Consider the following 14,903-nt stretch of genomic DNA (forward strand, 5'->3'; position numbering starts at 1 on the left):
ACACAGATGCGGTTATTACAAGATTCCTTATTTTGGGGCAAAGAGCAAAACCGTACCTATGCAACGTCTATTTACCTGCACCTTTCTTTTCTTTGGGGTCCTGATTTCCCTTTTTGGCCAAAACCAATTATCCACCGAGCTATTGTCCAAACTGCAATACCGCAACATCGGCCCCTTCCGGCCCGGCTGCTGGATCGTGGATATTGCGGTGCCTGAACAGCCTCAAAACGAACACCTTTACACCATTTATCTGGCCACGCGCAATGCTGGCTTGTACAAATCTACCAACAACGGCACGACCTGGACCTCGGTATTCAACCATCCCGACGTACATTCCCTCGGGGCAGTAGCTGTTGCACCTTCCAATGCCAATGTCATTTACTTGGGCACTGGCGATTCGTACTACGCCCGCAGTTCCTACAGCGGCAATGGGCTGCATAAAAGTATCGACGGCGGCAAAACCTGGATCCATTGTGGTTTGCCCGAAAGCCAGCACATCGGCAAAATTTTGGTACATCCCAAAGACCCCAATACGGTTTATGTCGCCGCCATGGGGCACTTGTTTGGTCCCAACCCCGAGCGTGGCGTTTTTAAAAGCAGCGATGGAGGCAAAACCTGGCAAAAGGCCCTCTTCATCAGCGACAATACCGGGGTAGTGGATATGGCTATGGACGTCACCAATCCCAACGTCATTTATGCCGCCGCTTACGAAAAGTACCGCTATCCCTGGACCCTGATCACCGGAGGCAAGGAAAGTGGGATTTACAAAAGTGTTGATGCCGGGAAAAGTTGGAAAAAACTCAGCCAGGGTTTACCCACCGGGGACTTGGGCCGCATTGGCCTGGACGTATGCCGCAACAAACCCAATGTGGTGTACGCGGTGATTGAAAATGTGAACCTGCGCGATCCTTTCTCGGCTGAAATCAAAGCGGACAAGGACGCTGGACGTGAACCTCAAAAACGGGAAATCGGTGGCGAAGTGTACCGCAGCGATGATGCAGGGGCGACCTGGCGCAAAACCAATCGCGCCGAAGACAATGTAGGTGGAAAAGCTGCCTATTCTTTCAATACGCTTCGCGTCGACCCCCAAGATCCGCAAAAAGTCTACGTGACCGGTTTGAACCTCCAGCACAGCTACGATGGAGGCAAAAGCTGGAAAGGCATCGAATGGACCGATACCACTAAAATTTTCCGCGAAGCTTTTGGCGATGTCCGTACCCTGTACATCGATCCCTTTAATCCTCAACGCATGCTCTTGGGCAGCGACGGCGGTCTGCAACTCAGCTACGATGGGGGCAAAACCTGCGATTATTACGACAACATCCCCGGCGGAGAAATTTATGCCATCGGCGTGGACATGGAAGAACCTTACAATATTTATGCCGGGCTGCAAGACCACGACTCCTGGAAAGGCCCCAGCAATGCCTGGTCGGGCGAAATTACCCTCGAAAACTGGGTGCCCGTTGGTGGCGGCGATGGCATGTACAACCAGATCGACCCCAGTAACAATCGCTGGGTGTACAACGAAGAGCAGTTTGGCAACCACATCCGGGTCGATCAATGGACGGGCGCCCGCAAAAACATCGCTCCTCGCCGCCCGGTCAGCCAAAAACCTTACCGCTGGAACTGGTCACCGCCCATTCGACTTTCCCCTCATAATCCATCAATCATTTATACCGGAGCTGAAGTATTGCTGCGTTCCCTGGATCGGGGCGACAGCTGGGAGGAAATCAGTCCCGACTTGACCACCAACCATCCACACCGCATCAATGGCAAGGGCAATATCCAGTTTTGTACCATCACCACCATTGCTGAATCGCCACTGCAAGCAGGCGTCATTTGGGTAGGCACCGACGATGGGCGGGTTTGGGTGACCAAAGACCACGGCAAAACCTGGGTAGAAAGTACGGCAGCTCTGATTGACCTCGGTGGCCCCAAAGAATTGTGGGTGAGCCGGGTATTTGCTTCGGCCCATCGCCCCGGTACAGCCTATGTGACCAAAACTGGTTTTCGGGTCGATGATTTTAAACCTTACGTGTTCAAAACGAACGATTTTGGTGTGACCTGGACCCGAATTACCCAAGGTTTGCCCGATAAACCAGTCAACGTCATTTACGAAGACCCTAAAAATCCGGCTTTGCTTTATGTAGGCAATGATAAAGGTGTTTATGTTTCCATGAATGGCGGTGAAAACTGGCAACATTTTCAAAGTAACATGCCACCGAGCGTCCCCGTACACGACCTGTTGATCCACCCACGTGAAAACGACCTGGTGGTAGGCACGTATGGCCGCGGGGTCTTTGTGGCCGACATCAGTCCGCTGCAAGAATGGAAGCCGGAACTGGACAAAACCAATTTCCATTTGTTTGACCTTGAACCCAAAGCCCTACGTTTGGAAGGTGCCCAGTTAGCGAATTACCACTTGTATGGGAATCGCCACATTCGCACGCCAAATGAACCGAATGGGCTCTGCATCCGCTATTACACCCGCAATGCCACTGATTCAACACAAGTGAGCATCAAAGACATCAACGGCAATGTGGTGCGGACTTGGAAGGTGTTGCCCAAAATGGGGCTGAATGAAATCGTCTGGAATTTTCGGGCAGCAGGAGCGGGTGGCAGACGCCGTGCAGCAGAGAATCCTGTAGCTCCCGGTGACTATGCCGTCATCGTGGAGCAAGCTGGGCAAAAGCAGCAGAAGATTGGGAAGTTCACCAAGGTGTTAGGATGGAAAATTGGGGCAACGACGATGGAAAAGGAATAAGTCAAGGGAGTGGGATCGAACATCCAAAAGTGACCCAAAGCAGCATTTTTTTTTCACAAAGAAACCACAAAGGAGCACAAAGGACACAAAGCGAAGCGTCGTCAACGTCTAACTTTGTGCCCTTTGTGTCCCTTTGTGGTTTCTTTGTGAAAATATGCCGCTTTGGTATTTTTTATAAAAAAAACTTTGTGTCACTTTACTCGCTCCTCAACGACTTCACCGGGTTCGCCAAAGCTGCCCGGATCGTATGAAAACTCACCGTCACCATCGTCAAAGCCAATAAACTCAACAACGCGGCGATAAAAGTAAGCGGCTGCAAAGTGGTATGGTAAGGAAATTCCTTGAGCCAACCTGTGAGGAACCAGGCAGCTAAGGGCATCGCAATCACCCCTGCAACCAGCACCAAAATGATAAAATGCCGGGCCAATAAAGTGACGACCTGTCCTTGTCCAGCACCGAGTACCTTACGAATGCCAATTTCCCGGCGTCTTTGTTCCGTGGTATAAGCTACCAGCCCCAGCAAACCCAAACAAGCAATAAAAATGCTCAAACCCGAGAACACCGAAAACAAGGTGCCTCGCTTTTGATCGGCGATGAATTGCTGATTGAATTCATCATCAAGAAAGGTGTATTTAAATTCCTGGGCGGGGAAAGCTGCTTTCCAATTCGCTTCCACACTTTTGAGGGTTGCGGGTAAATTGTCGGGTTTGACCCGGGAATGCACCACAAAACTGGCTTGACGGTACACAAAAATCAATGGCTCAATCGGATTATACAGCGATTTCTGGTGATAGTCTTTCACCACCCCAATCACCTGTGCAAAAGGTGCATCATTTCCACCAGACGTTCGTACCTTTTTGCCAATGGGATCGGCCCAACCCATTTTTTTCACCAGCGCTTCGTTGATCACCACGGCGTTGAGGGTGTCGCTCAATTGCCCACTGAAATTTTTGCCTTTGACCACTTCAATCCCTAAGGTGGGGAAGAAAAATTGATCCGCACCAGCAACGTCAATGCCCACCTCTTTCATCCCTTCGTTGCCCTCGATGGTCACTACATTTTTATAGGTCACGTCAATTCCTGGCGTAACCGAGGAAGTGGCCACAGCGCTCAAGGCTGCGTTTTGTTTCAACATATCCCGGAAAGCGGCCACTTCGGAGCGGCGGGTACTGCCTGGGTCAGGGCGCAACACGAGAACCTGATTTTTTTGAAAACCCAAATCCTTATTTTTCAAAAACTGCAATTGGTCGTAAATCACCCCCGTCGCAATCAGCATCATCAACGAAGCTGCAAATTGGGTAACCACTAAGGCCCGCCGCAACCAGCCGCCGCTACTCCGTATTTGATCTCCTTTCAACACGTCTACTGCTTGAAATCCCGAGAGTACCAGCGCAGGATAACTCCCCGCAATCAAACCTGCCAGTACCAAAATGGAGGCGAGGCCGATCATGATGGTAGGTTGGAACAGGGCACTGGTCGTGAGCAATTTCCCGGCCATGGTATTAAAGATGGGCAATAAAGAAGTAGCCAAACCCAAGCCAACTCCGCCGGAAATCAGTACCAGCAAAGCCGATTCTGCCAAAAACTGGGTAGCCAGGCTGCCACGGGTAGACCCCAGTGCCTTGCGTACCCCCACCTCGCGGGCGCGGCGAGTGGCACGGGCCGTAGTGAGGTTGATGTAATTGATGCAAGCCAGTAGCACCAGAAAGATGGCGGTAATGCCCAAAATGCGTACATAAGCCAAACTACCCAGCGGTTCAGGCTCCTGCGTCATGACGGAGTGCAAACGAATGGACGTAATGGGTTGCACAACGTAGTTGATGTTGATTTTGAGCGGCTTAAAAATCGAAGCCATGTATTTGTCGTACATGCCCCGGATTTTGGTCTCAAAAGTTTGTGGATCAACTTTAGGGTGCAGCAATACGTAATTGTAGGCCGCAAACTGCCCCCAGTTCCCCCCATCAGCGGCGGCTATTTGACGGATTTCATGGTCGGCCATCAAGGCGTCGAAGTGGATATGGGAATTTTGAGGGATGTCTTGCATTACCCCGGTTATTTTCCAGGTTTCCCCACGGGTGTTGTCGAGGGTTTTGCCGAGGTAGGAATTGCTTTTGCCAAAATATTTTTCAGCCGTGGTTTGTGATAAGACAATGGAGTTGGGTTCTTTTCCTTAAAATACCAACTTTTAGCCGAAATCGTTAGTGTAAATATTGGGTTTCAACTCACTAAACACTATCTCCCCAAACGCGGTAAATGCTGTGCCATGATCAAAGCCTTACAAACCTGTTTATACCTCTCCATGATGTTGGGTTCTTTACAGTGCAACAGCCAAGCCGATACGGCAAGTGCCAGTACCTTCAATGGCGATCGGGTTGCCCAAGCCCGGCATTTGGTCGGTGAGCAATTGAAGCAAGATTTGGTGGCCAAGGGGTTAAAGCCTGGCGCACCCATCTTCCTTCGTGCTTTTAAATCAGAACAACAATTGGAAGTATGGATTCAGGACTCAGCGGAATTCCGCCATTTTCGGACCTATCCCATTTGTAGAGTGCCCGGCCTGCTTGGACCTAAGCGCAAGGAGGGGGACCTGCAAGTGCCCGAGGGTTTGTATTGGATTGAGGTGTTCAACCCCAAAAGTAGTTATCACCTTTCGATGGGCATCAACTATCCGAATGCTTCGGATCGGGTTTTATCAGATCCTAAAAATCCGGGTGGCGAAATCTACATCCACGGCAATTGTGTGTCGGTAGGTTGTTTACCCATCACTGATGAAAAAATTCGGGAGTTGTATTTATTGGCCTCGGATGCCAAAGATGCGGGGCAGCAACAAATTCCAGTGCACATTTTTCCTTGTCGGATGACGCCGGAAAACCGGAAAAACCTCTTGGCTCCTCATCACCCGGAGTTGTTGCCGTTTTGGGATAATTTGTCGGAGGCGTATGATTTTTTTGAGCGAAAAAAAATCTTGCCGACTTATACCATTGAGCCTGGAACGGGCACCTACCTGCTGACGCAGTAAAGACCTGCCCCTACCCTACCAATAAACAAAAATGTCCATTGGTATGATTTATTCCACACTCCGCTTAAACACAGCCATCTGTGAAGCCGCCCCCAAATTGGGATCCTCTTCGCCAATGCCTTCAATGGTAGCCGTATAGCCAAACTGCTCACTGAGCTTTTGTACCCATTCGGCAAATTCCTGCCGGGTCCATTCAAAGCGGTGATCGCCGTGCCGGAATTTGTCCTCGGGCATGGCATAGTGGGCATTGTATTCGCGGTTGGGCGTGGTGACCACCACCGTAGCCGGGCGCGCAAACTCAAATACAGCCCGCTCCAGCGCTGGCAAACGCTCCAAATCCAAGTGTTCAATCACTTCGATCAGGGCAGCGGCATCAAAACCCACCATGCGGCGGTCGCGGTAGGTGAGGGCACTTTGAATCAGTTCAATCCGCTCTTTTTGCTTCGGCGTCATGTCCTTCAAGTAGAGGCGGCGGGTGGCGACTTGCAGGATGTGAAAGGATACATCCGCCCCCAAAATGCGGGTAAACTGCCCTTCGCGCAACAGCATTTTTAACAAACGGCCTTCGCCACAGCCCAGGTCGAGCACCGACTTGGCACCCGAAGTTTTGAGGACTTCCAGGGCGGCATTCAGCCGTTGCTGGTGCAAAGTGAGGCGTTCTTCTTCAACCTCAAGATTGATGGGCTCAGCTTCAACTCCAGTGGCTTCATTCCCCTCATCGTCGATGAAGCGAGCCAGGGCCATTTTGGCCAAAGAAATATTGTTCAGGTAGCGGCGCACGATGAAATCCCGTTCGGGGTGATCTTTGAGCCAAGTTTCCCCTTTTTTCAACAAAACCTCAATATCGTTGCTGGAAATGTAGAAGTGTCGCTCGGAATCAAACACGGGTAGCAAGACGTAGAGGTGTTGCAAGAGTTGCTGCAAGGATATATTGTGCTGCAAAATGATGCTGAAGTAGCTGCTTTCACCCCATTCCGGAAACTGCTCATCCAAGGGCAGTCGTTCAGCTTGCAGGGTGTAACCCAGGGGCTGAAAGATGCGCTCCAACAAACCCATCCCACCTTTTACTTTGAGGGCTGGAATCTTGGCTTCCAGTGCCAGGGGTATCCCGAGCCATTCGGGCTTGTCTTCGCAGCGGCCATTGAGCGCCGAAGCATATACACTGGAAATGGCTGAACTGGTAAAGGAAGAGGCCACATAAGGCCGATCATTGACGTAATGCTGCAACATACGGCTTTCACCGGGTACTTTTAGGTTGCGCACGAGCTCAACGGGGTCGATGTCCAGCAAAAGTACGGCGGTACAACGTTCGTCAGTAGCTTCGGGGAAAAAAACATGGGCTTTGCCTCCAGCGGTGCTGAAGGTTTGGACTTTATCGGGATGCTTGTGGAGCAGGTAGCCGAGGTTCGTGGCAGGGTGTTGGGTAGTGGTGATGGATAGGAACATAGCTTGTGCAGGGTTTGAAAATAGACTTTTAATGCTGCCGGATAATCAGCACATTTGCCCATTACCAAATCAGCACATTTTAAACATTCAAATAACTCATCAATCCCTGATAACGTTCCTTCAGACTGTCCAAATATTCCGCTTCGTTGAAAGAAGCCTTGATTTCGTACTTGAAGCGTTCGAAGGTAGCCAAGATATTGTGGATGTGTTGTAGGTTGACCTTGAGGGTGACGTCGATGCGTTCCGATTCGGGGTAGGAGGTGATGAAAGAACTGAGGAGGGTTGCCCCTTCTGATTCTACAATCCGGGCAATTTCCGTCATGGAATAATCCCGGCGGCTCAATTCCAGTACAATGATGCTGCCCGAGTCGGCAAAAGAAACCGTGCGGGCAAAGTAACGCAGCAGGTCTTCCAGGGTAATGACACCCAAGTAGTTGTTTTCCGCATCCACTACTGGGACGATCGAAAGATCTTGGTCAGCAACAATGCGCATGACCTCGTAAATGTGATCATCGTTGTGCACGTAGGGCCTTTGCAAGGAAAGGCTATAAGAGCCAATGGCTTCGTTGACGTCGAAGTTCATCACATCGTCTTCCGACAATACACCCAACAACTCGCGGTTGTTGACGATGGGTAAGTGGCGCACATAAAATTCGCTCATCATTTCCAACGCTACGTCACCAGTGTCGGAAGTTTGTAAGGGAATAATGGCCGTCGAAATCAACGTTTCTGCAATCATCCTAGATTAGTTCATTAGCTTATTCTTCTGGGTAACAAATTCTTCTTCGGTCAATAAACCTTTAAGTTTCAGTTCGTTTAGTTTCTGGAGTTGTTCCAAAATTGGCGAATGATCCTCGGTGGGTTCTTGTGTGGATTGTGCCTGGGTGTAGGCCGCTTGTTTTTGTGGCGTAGGCTGCTTGAGTCGGAAACCATTGGCTTCAAACTCATCAAAAGCATCCTGAATGCGCACAAAAGCCAGGGCATCGTGTTCCTTGATGCGTTTAAAATCGGTAAAACCCAGGGTTACAGCCCGATCCAAATGGTCCAGTGCTTTGTCTGCTTCTTCGTTCAAGGAGTAGGTACAAGCCAGATTAAAATGGATGGAAATGTCATTGGGGTCCAGTTCCAGTGCTTTTTTGAATTCTTCAATGGCCCCTTGATAATCGTAATCCTTGTATTTGTCAATGCCACTTTTTTTCAGCTGTTGTTGCTTTTCCTGATTCATTGGCTGGCGCACTGGAGCGGTATTGCGTCTTTGTGGTTCTTGTGGCCGACGACGCTCGTCTCGACGGACTTCTCTTTCTTCCCGGCGGTTCCCCCTTTTGACGATGCGGTAATGTTCAGCATTGTATTTGAGGTTAAACTTATCCTCATCCATTGTCAAAATGACCAAACCAGTGATAAAACCTACCAGCCAGGAAACCGGAAACCAACAAAAAATCAGGTGAAAAAAACCCAATCCGGTTTGTCCAAGATAAAAACGGTGCACACCCAATCCGCCCAAAAATATTGCCAACAGGCCAGCAGTTGTTTTGTCTTTCATAATGATGTATTAGGCCGGAAAATTCCGATCTCCAAACTCGAACCAATGTGAAGGAACAGAAACGAAATAAAAGCACATTTTGCTTGGGCTATTTTTTAATTTTCCTGCGTTACTCGTCAGTTGCGTAGTTCACTATGCGCCTTCCTCGCTCCTTGCCAAATCAAAAAATAGCCGATTCAAACCTGCACTTCTATTTCCCTTCTGTTCCTAAAACGAATGAGTGTTGAAAATGGATGTCCAATCCGGACTTATTTTGCGATGTAAAATAACAAAAACTACAGTTTGAGGCAATGTCTGACTTAATTTAGTACGGATCAAAATTAAGTCGATCAACTTCGCCACAATTGAGCCTAAGTTATCATAAGACGTGACTAAAGCCTCAACGGTTGTGAATTTTGCAAGTTAAAACAGTAAAATCGTCTGGATAGTTCTCTTCACCTCTAAATGCATCGAGCATGGTCAATAAGCCCTGATTGAATGTTTCCGCCGAAAGTTGGAAGTTTTCCTGTACATAATCATACAACAAGTCCTCATTTACGAAGTCTCCCGCGCTATTGCGGATGTCGGTCAATCCATCGGTATAGGCCAAGATGATGGCTTCGGCTTCATCCACCTTACATTCCCCAATTTCAATACCGGGGATGTTGGCGTACGAACCCAGCATGATGCAACCCTTGTTAAGTTCCAGGAGGCGGTTTTGGGATACGAGGATGGGCGGGTTGTGCCCCGCGTTGACGTAGCGCAATACACGGGTACCAGTGTTGTACTCGGCGATGAAAAAGGTAATAAATCGATCGCCCTGGGTAATGAGGTTGACCGAGGTATTCAAATCGCGGATGAATTCATCCAAGTCCGCTTGTTTGTTGATGAGGGTATGGAAGTTGGCCTGAAAATTGGCCATCAGCAAAGCAGCGGACAAACCCTTGCCCGTAAAATCACCAATGCAGAAGACAATTTTATCGTTCGGAAACTCAATGAAGTCATAGTAATCACCACCTACCCCAAAATGTGGCTTGTAGATGCTGGCGAACTCGTAATTCCGGCAAGAAGGCAACTGCTGAGGAATCAATAACTTTTGTACATCTCCGGCCAGTTCCATTTCCCGCTTCAGGCGCTCTTGCTCCAATTGGCGTTTGAAGAGGCGTTTGTTTTCCATCGCCACCGCAATGATGTTGGTAATGGTGGTAATGATTTGCACTTTGTTGTACATGTCGTCATCCTCGGCAAAACCTCCGATAAAAACGTAGGCAATCGGTGTGTCTTTGTGGCGCACGGGTATCACTACATCAAAATGGCGCATGAGGGGAGAGTCCGTTTCCTCCAAATTGCGCAAGCGGGTATACTTGGGCAGGTGAAGGGTGATGTCTTCAGTGAGCAAGGGTGCCGGAATTCCTAAAGAAGTTGCACAGTACCATAGCTCTTCTTCTTTAATGAACAGCGCCATTTTTTTGATGCCCATTTCCCAACTCAGAAAGGAACTGTACATGTCGTACAATTCTACGCCAGACACATTGTTGTTGATGGCCTGAGTGATACTCAACAGGCGATTGATCTGCAATTGTTTCAAATGCAGTTCTTTTTCCAAGTTTTCAACGTTGGACAGCCGGTTGCGGATTTCAGAAAACTCAGCCATAATGATTGTTTGGTCCGGTGTAGAGACGCACGGCCGTGCGTCTCTGTGGTTAAAGAAGCACAGCCGTGCGTCTCTACCACAATTTCCCTGTGAAGATAAGACGGAGAAAGGAAAAATAAACGATTTTTGTGAAATGGTGTTATTATCTTACCAAAGTTTAGTGATTTTTGTACCTCGTTGATCCGCCCTTCCTGACATGTAACTGACTATTTCCTAACATCCAAAGCGCCCTTGATAATGTTTTTCCAACTTGCACTGGCTATCTTCCCGGCTATCCTCATTGCCTGGGTCATCTACCGTTCCGATCGGCACGAGCGGGAGAAGTGGTTTCCACTTACCCTTTGCTTTATGTTGGGTATGTTGGTTACCTTTCCAGTGATGAAGGTGCAGGAGTTCTTTTACCACCGGGGCATTGATGATCCAGCGAGTTTGTTTTGGGTTTGTGTTACTTCTTTTGTGGTGGTTGCTTTTATCGAGGAGTTGTTCAAGTTTTTGACTTTGTTGCTTTTCCCTTATTTCCGCCCCTTTTTTAATGAACCCCTCGATGGCATCATTTATGCGGTGATGATCAGCATGGGCTTTGCTACGCTGGAAAATGTATTGTACGCCATGGAGTACAGCATCTCTACTACTGCCTTACGTGGGCTTACTGCGGTACCAGCGCATGCGGTTTTTGCTACCATGATGGGGTATTTTGTAGGCAAAGCCAAATTCAAAACAGAACGGAAAATCCAAATCCGCTTTTTGGCCATGGGCCTGGGTTTGGCGGTTTTGGTCCATGGCTTATACGATTTTTTCATCATCCAGGAATTTTACGATTGGCTCATCCTCCTGGCCATTGTCACCCTCTTTATCAGCATCTTTTTTGCCATGCGCATGCTCAAGGAAGAGCAAGAAGAGTCAGAGGTATTGTGGCAAAAAAATCATCCTAAAAGTGCAGTTGACGAGTCAGAAGAAATCGAATCCAACCCTTAGGACACTTAATTCAATGCAGACTACTGCAAAAAAGTCCAATCTTCTCCTTTTGCTTTAACATTTTTGTTTAATTTTACCCGATAGTGAAAAATTTATAAGCTGTGGATTCAATTCATCGCTTCAAAGTTGAAGGCATCGCGGGGGAAGAGATTGATTTCGCTGATTTCAAAGGCAAGAAAATTCTAGTGGTCAATGTAGCATCGGAATGCGGTTACACGCCACAATATGTACAGTTGCAGGAGCTCTACGAAACTTTTAAACATAAATTAGTCGTCGTGGGGCTGCCCTCCAATGATTTTGGCGGGCAAGAGTCCGGCTCTAATACTAGCATCGCCCATTTTTGTAAAATGCGTTACGGGGTAAGTTTCCCCATGACAACCAAAGTCCACATCAAAGGCCCTGAAGTTCACCCTTTGTACCATTGGTTGACCCACAAAAGTGAAAATGGGGTCATGGATTCGGAAGTCGAATGGAATTTTCAGAAATACTTGCTTGACAAAAACGGCCAATTGATCAATACTTTCCTTTCTTCTGTGAGTCCTTTTGATGAGCTTATTTTGAGCAAAATCGAGGATCAACCCTTCCTTTGAGGCTGTAAAGCCTGAAATCATCATGCGTTTTAAAGATATTATTGGACAAACTGAGACAATTAGCACACTTCGGTACATGGTTGAAGCAGACCGTCTACCCCATGCGCTATTGTTGTTGGGGCCTCCAGGTATCGGCAAACGCACACTGGCACTGGCACTCAGCCAATACTTGTTGTGTACCCAAAGAAGGGATGGCGACTCCTGCGGAGAGTGCCCGTCTTGTGTCAAAACATCCAAACTGATCCACCCCGACGTGCATTTTTCTTTTCCGGTCGTCGGTGCGGGTATGATCAGTGACAAATTCATGGTTCAATGGCGGCAAGCCTTACAGGAAAATCCCTACCAGGACAGCAACCAGTGGTTACAATTGATTGGTGCAGAAAACAAACAGGGCAACATCAATAAGGATGAGTGCCAAAACATCATCCGTAAGCTTAGCCTTAAAACCTTTGAAGCGCCAGTTAAAACCTTGATTCTTTGGCTGCCCGAATATCTGGGCAACGAGGGCAACCGCCTGCTGAAACTCATCGAAGAGCCGCCTCCCGCCACGCATTTTATCCTCATTGCTGAAAATGCAGAATTGATCCTCAACACCATCCTGTCGCGCTGCCAATTGGTGAAAATTCCCATGCTGAATGATCAGGATATAGTAGATGGTTTGCTGCATCGTGAGCTCTGCCCGGAGGACAAAACCTGGGGGATTGCACATCTTTCTGATGGTAATTTCAACGAAGCCATTACCTTAGCAGCGAATAAAGTAAGCAACGATGCAGCTTTGTTGCTCGATTGGCTGCGCAAATGTTACAAAGGATACGGACCAGAGATGGTCAAGTGGAGTGAAAATTTTGCGACCCTTGGGCGGGAAAACCAAAAGCATTTCTTGCAGTATGCCCTGCATTTTATGCGTGAATTTCTGATCATGATGGTCACGGGTAGTACTAATGCCCGGCTTCAGGCCGAAGAGTTGAGCAGTGCCCAAAATTTGGCAAAAGTGCTCAATGTAGACCAAGTGGAGCAAATAGTACGTTTATTCAACAATTGTTATCAATATGTGGAGCGGAATGCAAATCCAAAGATCCTTTTTTTGGACGCATCCATCCAGCTACATAAAACGATGAAACGATGGGATGTTTAGGTTGTACGAGTTGTGGAACCAGTAGTGGCGGCAGCACCAAAGGTTGCAACAGCAATGGAGGCTGTGCAACGGGCGGATGCAATCGCTTGAATACCTACGATTGGCTGTCCAGTTTGGACATCATTGATATTGACCCGCTGAATATTGTCGAAATCAGCTTTAAAAATGGGGTACATAAACAGTTTTTTCGGATGGCCGACCAGGTCCGTGTCGTTACTGGCGACATGGTGGTGGCCGAAACCGGAAACGGCTACGACGTCGGCAAAGTGAGTCTGTCTGGTGAATTGGTCCGCTTGCAAATGAAACGCCGCCGGGTGGATGAACGCTCGGTGAACAATTTCGTTTTGCGCCGCGCCAATGAGCGCGACCTAGAGCGCCTGCAAGAAGCCCGCGAAGCGGAGCATCCGACGATGGTGCGCGCCCGGGCCATTTCGCGTACTTTGGGGCTTGATATGAAGATTGGCGACGTGGAATACCAAGGGGATAAGCGCAAAGCGACCTTTTATTACACCGCTGATGGCCGCGTCGACTTCCGCGAACTCATCCGACATTTCGCCAAGGAGTTTCGGGTAAAAATTGAAATGCGCCAAATTGGTGCCCGTCAGGAATCTGCCTTGATTGGTGGGATTGGCTCCTGCGGACGAGAATTGTGCTGCTCTACTTGGTTGACCGACTTCAAATCGGTGTCGACCGCCGCCGCCCGCTACCAAAACCTGGCCATCAATCAGGTGAAACTCTCCGGGCAATGTGGCCGTTTGAAATGTTGCCTCAACTACGAATTGGATACTTATCTGGATGCACTTTCGGATTTCCCCAGCGGTGCCGATAAACTGCATACCCAAAAGGGCGCAGCGACTTTGATCAAAACCGATATTTTTAAAAAACTGCTCTACTACGTTTACGATCACGAACGGGGCAGAGGTGCGATTTATCCAATGGATTTGAGCAAAGTCAAAGAAATCCAGGAAATGAACGCGCGCGGTGAAAAACCAGCCGAGTTCGATGTAGCGGCTACGACGGCTTTTGTACCTGAAGAGGACGTTTTTGTGGATGTAACGGGTGAAATTGAATTGCCCGACGACAAAAAACGCCGCAAAAAGAAAAAGAAAAAACGTCCCGATCAACAGCGTAGCGGGGAGGGAAACACCCAAAACAATCGTGGTGAAAACCGCCCCAATCCACAAGGAAGTGGTGGTCAAAATCCAGGTCAAGGTGATCGACAAGGCCGGCCCGAAAATCGTCGGCCCGATCAACAACGTGGGAACAACAATCCACGACCACCTAGAGAAGAAGGTGCCAACCCTCAACCGCCCAAGGGCAATAACCAAGGACCGCGCCCGAATAATCCAAACAACCCCAATAACCCGAACAATCGAGGCGGGGGCGGAGGAAACAACAACAATTCTGGTGGTAACAACCCAGGAGGCAACAATACCGGCGGACGCCCCAATCCACGGCCACCACAGCCACCGCGTGGCCCACAAGACCAGCAAGGTGGTGGTGACCAAGGCAACAACAACCCGAATCCCCCGAGCAATGATGATGGTGGTGGAAATCCAGAGGGTGGCGGCCAAGGGAACAACCGGAGAAATAATAAAAATCGGAATAAACGCCGCCGGTAGTAGTGGCAACCCTACGTGGTTGCCCTTACTATTGGCAGCGCGAGCCTTTTTCATGCAACACGGAAATGGCAAACAATTCAGATAGGGGCAACCACATAGGGTTGCCCACATAGGGGCAACCACATAGGGGCAACCACATAGGGGCAACCACATAGGGTTGCCCACATAGGGGCAACCAC

The 14,903-nt window shown here is 48.8% G+C and carries 11 protein-coding genes; 6 read left to right on the top strand and 5 right to left on the bottom strand.

Features of this window, described 5'->3' with window-relative positions:
* The first annotated feature begins 58 nt into the window (after window positions 1–58).
* Complete coding sequence (locus ACEW9O_RS22960) at window positions 59–2,764, top strand: WD40/YVTN/BNR-like repeat-containing protein (protein WP_373552551.1); 2,706 nt, start codon at window positions 59–61, stop codon at window positions 2,762–2,764.
* A gap of 196 nt (window positions 2,765–2,960) precedes the next feature.
* Here the strand turns inward: ACEW9O_RS22960 and ACEW9O_RS22965 are convergent, their stop codons facing one another.
* Window positions 2,961–4,916 carry an FtsX-like permease family protein gene (locus tag ACEW9O_RS22965; protein WP_373552688.1) on the bottom strand — a complete coding sequence of 652 codons (1,956 nt, stop codon included), beginning with the start codon at window positions 4,914–4,916 and terminating at the stop codon, window positions 2,961–2,963.
* A 111-nt stretch (window positions 4,917–5,027) separates the two neighbouring features.
* On the opposite strand from ACEW9O_RS22965, the gene ACEW9O_RS22970 reads away from it, so the two are divergent.
* On the top strand, window positions 5,028–5,780 hold the full coding sequence (locus ACEW9O_RS22970) for a murein L,D-transpeptidase family protein (protein WP_373552552.1): 753 nt from the start codon (window positions 5,028–5,030) through the stop codon (window positions 5,778–5,780).
* Window positions 5,781–5,828: 48 nt separating this feature from the next.
* Here the strand turns inward: ACEW9O_RS22970 and ACEW9O_RS22975 are convergent, their stop codons facing one another.
* The 4 genes from ACEW9O_RS22975 to ACEW9O_RS22990 all read right to left on the bottom strand — a co-directional run bounded on the left by ACEW9O_RS22975 (window position 5,829) and on the right by ACEW9O_RS22990 (window position 10,402).
* The gene (locus ACEW9O_RS22975; RefSeq protein WP_373552553.1) at window positions 5,829–7,226 is read right to left on the bottom strand and encodes a 3' terminal RNA ribose 2'-O-methyltransferase Hen1; all 1,398 of its coding nucleotides are present in this window, start codon (window positions 7,224–7,226) and stop codon (window positions 5,829–5,831) included.
* Window positions 7,227–7,305: 79 nt separating this feature from the next.
* Complete coding sequence (locus ACEW9O_RS22980; protein ID WP_373552554.1) at window positions 7,306–7,965, bottom strand: CBS domain-containing protein; 660 nt, start codon at window positions 7,963–7,965, stop codon at window positions 7,306–7,308.
* 6 nt (window positions 7,966–7,971) lie between these two features.
* Window positions 7,972–8,769, bottom strand: coding sequence for an NINE protein (locus tag ACEW9O_RS22985; protein WP_373552555.1), 798 nt, complete (start codon window positions 8,767–8,769; stop codon window positions 7,972–7,974).
* 379 nt (window positions 8,770–9,148) lie between these two features.
* Complete coding sequence (locus tag ACEW9O_RS22990; RefSeq protein WP_373552556.1) at window positions 9,149–10,402, bottom strand: PP2C family protein-serine/threonine phosphatase; 1,254 nt, start codon at window positions 10,400–10,402, stop codon at window positions 9,149–9,151.
* A 237-nt stretch (window positions 10,403–10,639) separates the two neighbouring features.
* Between ACEW9O_RS22990 and ACEW9O_RS22995 the strand changes: the two genes are divergently transcribed.
* From ACEW9O_RS22995 to ricT, 4 genes are all read left to right on the top strand, one after another.
* On the top strand, window positions 10,640–11,377 hold the full coding sequence (locus tag ACEW9O_RS22995; protein WP_373552557.1) for a PrsW family intramembrane metalloprotease: 738 nt from the start codon (window positions 10,640–10,642) through the stop codon (window positions 11,375–11,377).
* A gap of 101 nt (window positions 11,378–11,478) precedes the next feature.
* Window positions 11,479–11,967: a glutathione peroxidase gene (locus ACEW9O_RS23000; protein ID WP_373552558.1), complete on the top strand. Its 489-nt coding sequence runs from the start codon at window positions 11,479–11,481 to the stop codon at window positions 11,965–11,967.
* Between the two features lie 22 nt (window positions 11,968–11,989).
* Window positions 11,990–13,102, top strand: coding sequence for an ATP-binding protein (locus ACEW9O_RS23005; protein ID WP_373552559.1), 1,113 nt, complete (start codon window positions 11,990–11,992; stop codon window positions 13,100–13,102).
* Window positions 13,090–14,724 carry a regulatory iron-sulfur-containing complex subunit RicT gene (gene ricT / locus ACEW9O_RS23010; RefSeq protein ID WP_373552560.1) on the top strand — a complete coding sequence of 545 codons (1,635 nt, stop codon included), beginning with the start codon at window positions 13,090–13,092 and terminating at the stop codon, window positions 14,722–14,724. Before ACEW9O_RS23005 ends, ricT begins: the two co-directional genes overlap by 13 nt.
* Window positions 14,725–14,903 lie beyond the last annotated feature (179 nt).

The organism is Haliscomenobacter sp., assembly GCF_041740695.1.
GTDB lineage: Bacteria > Bacteroidota > Bacteroidia > Chitinophagales > Saprospiraceae > Haliscomenobacter.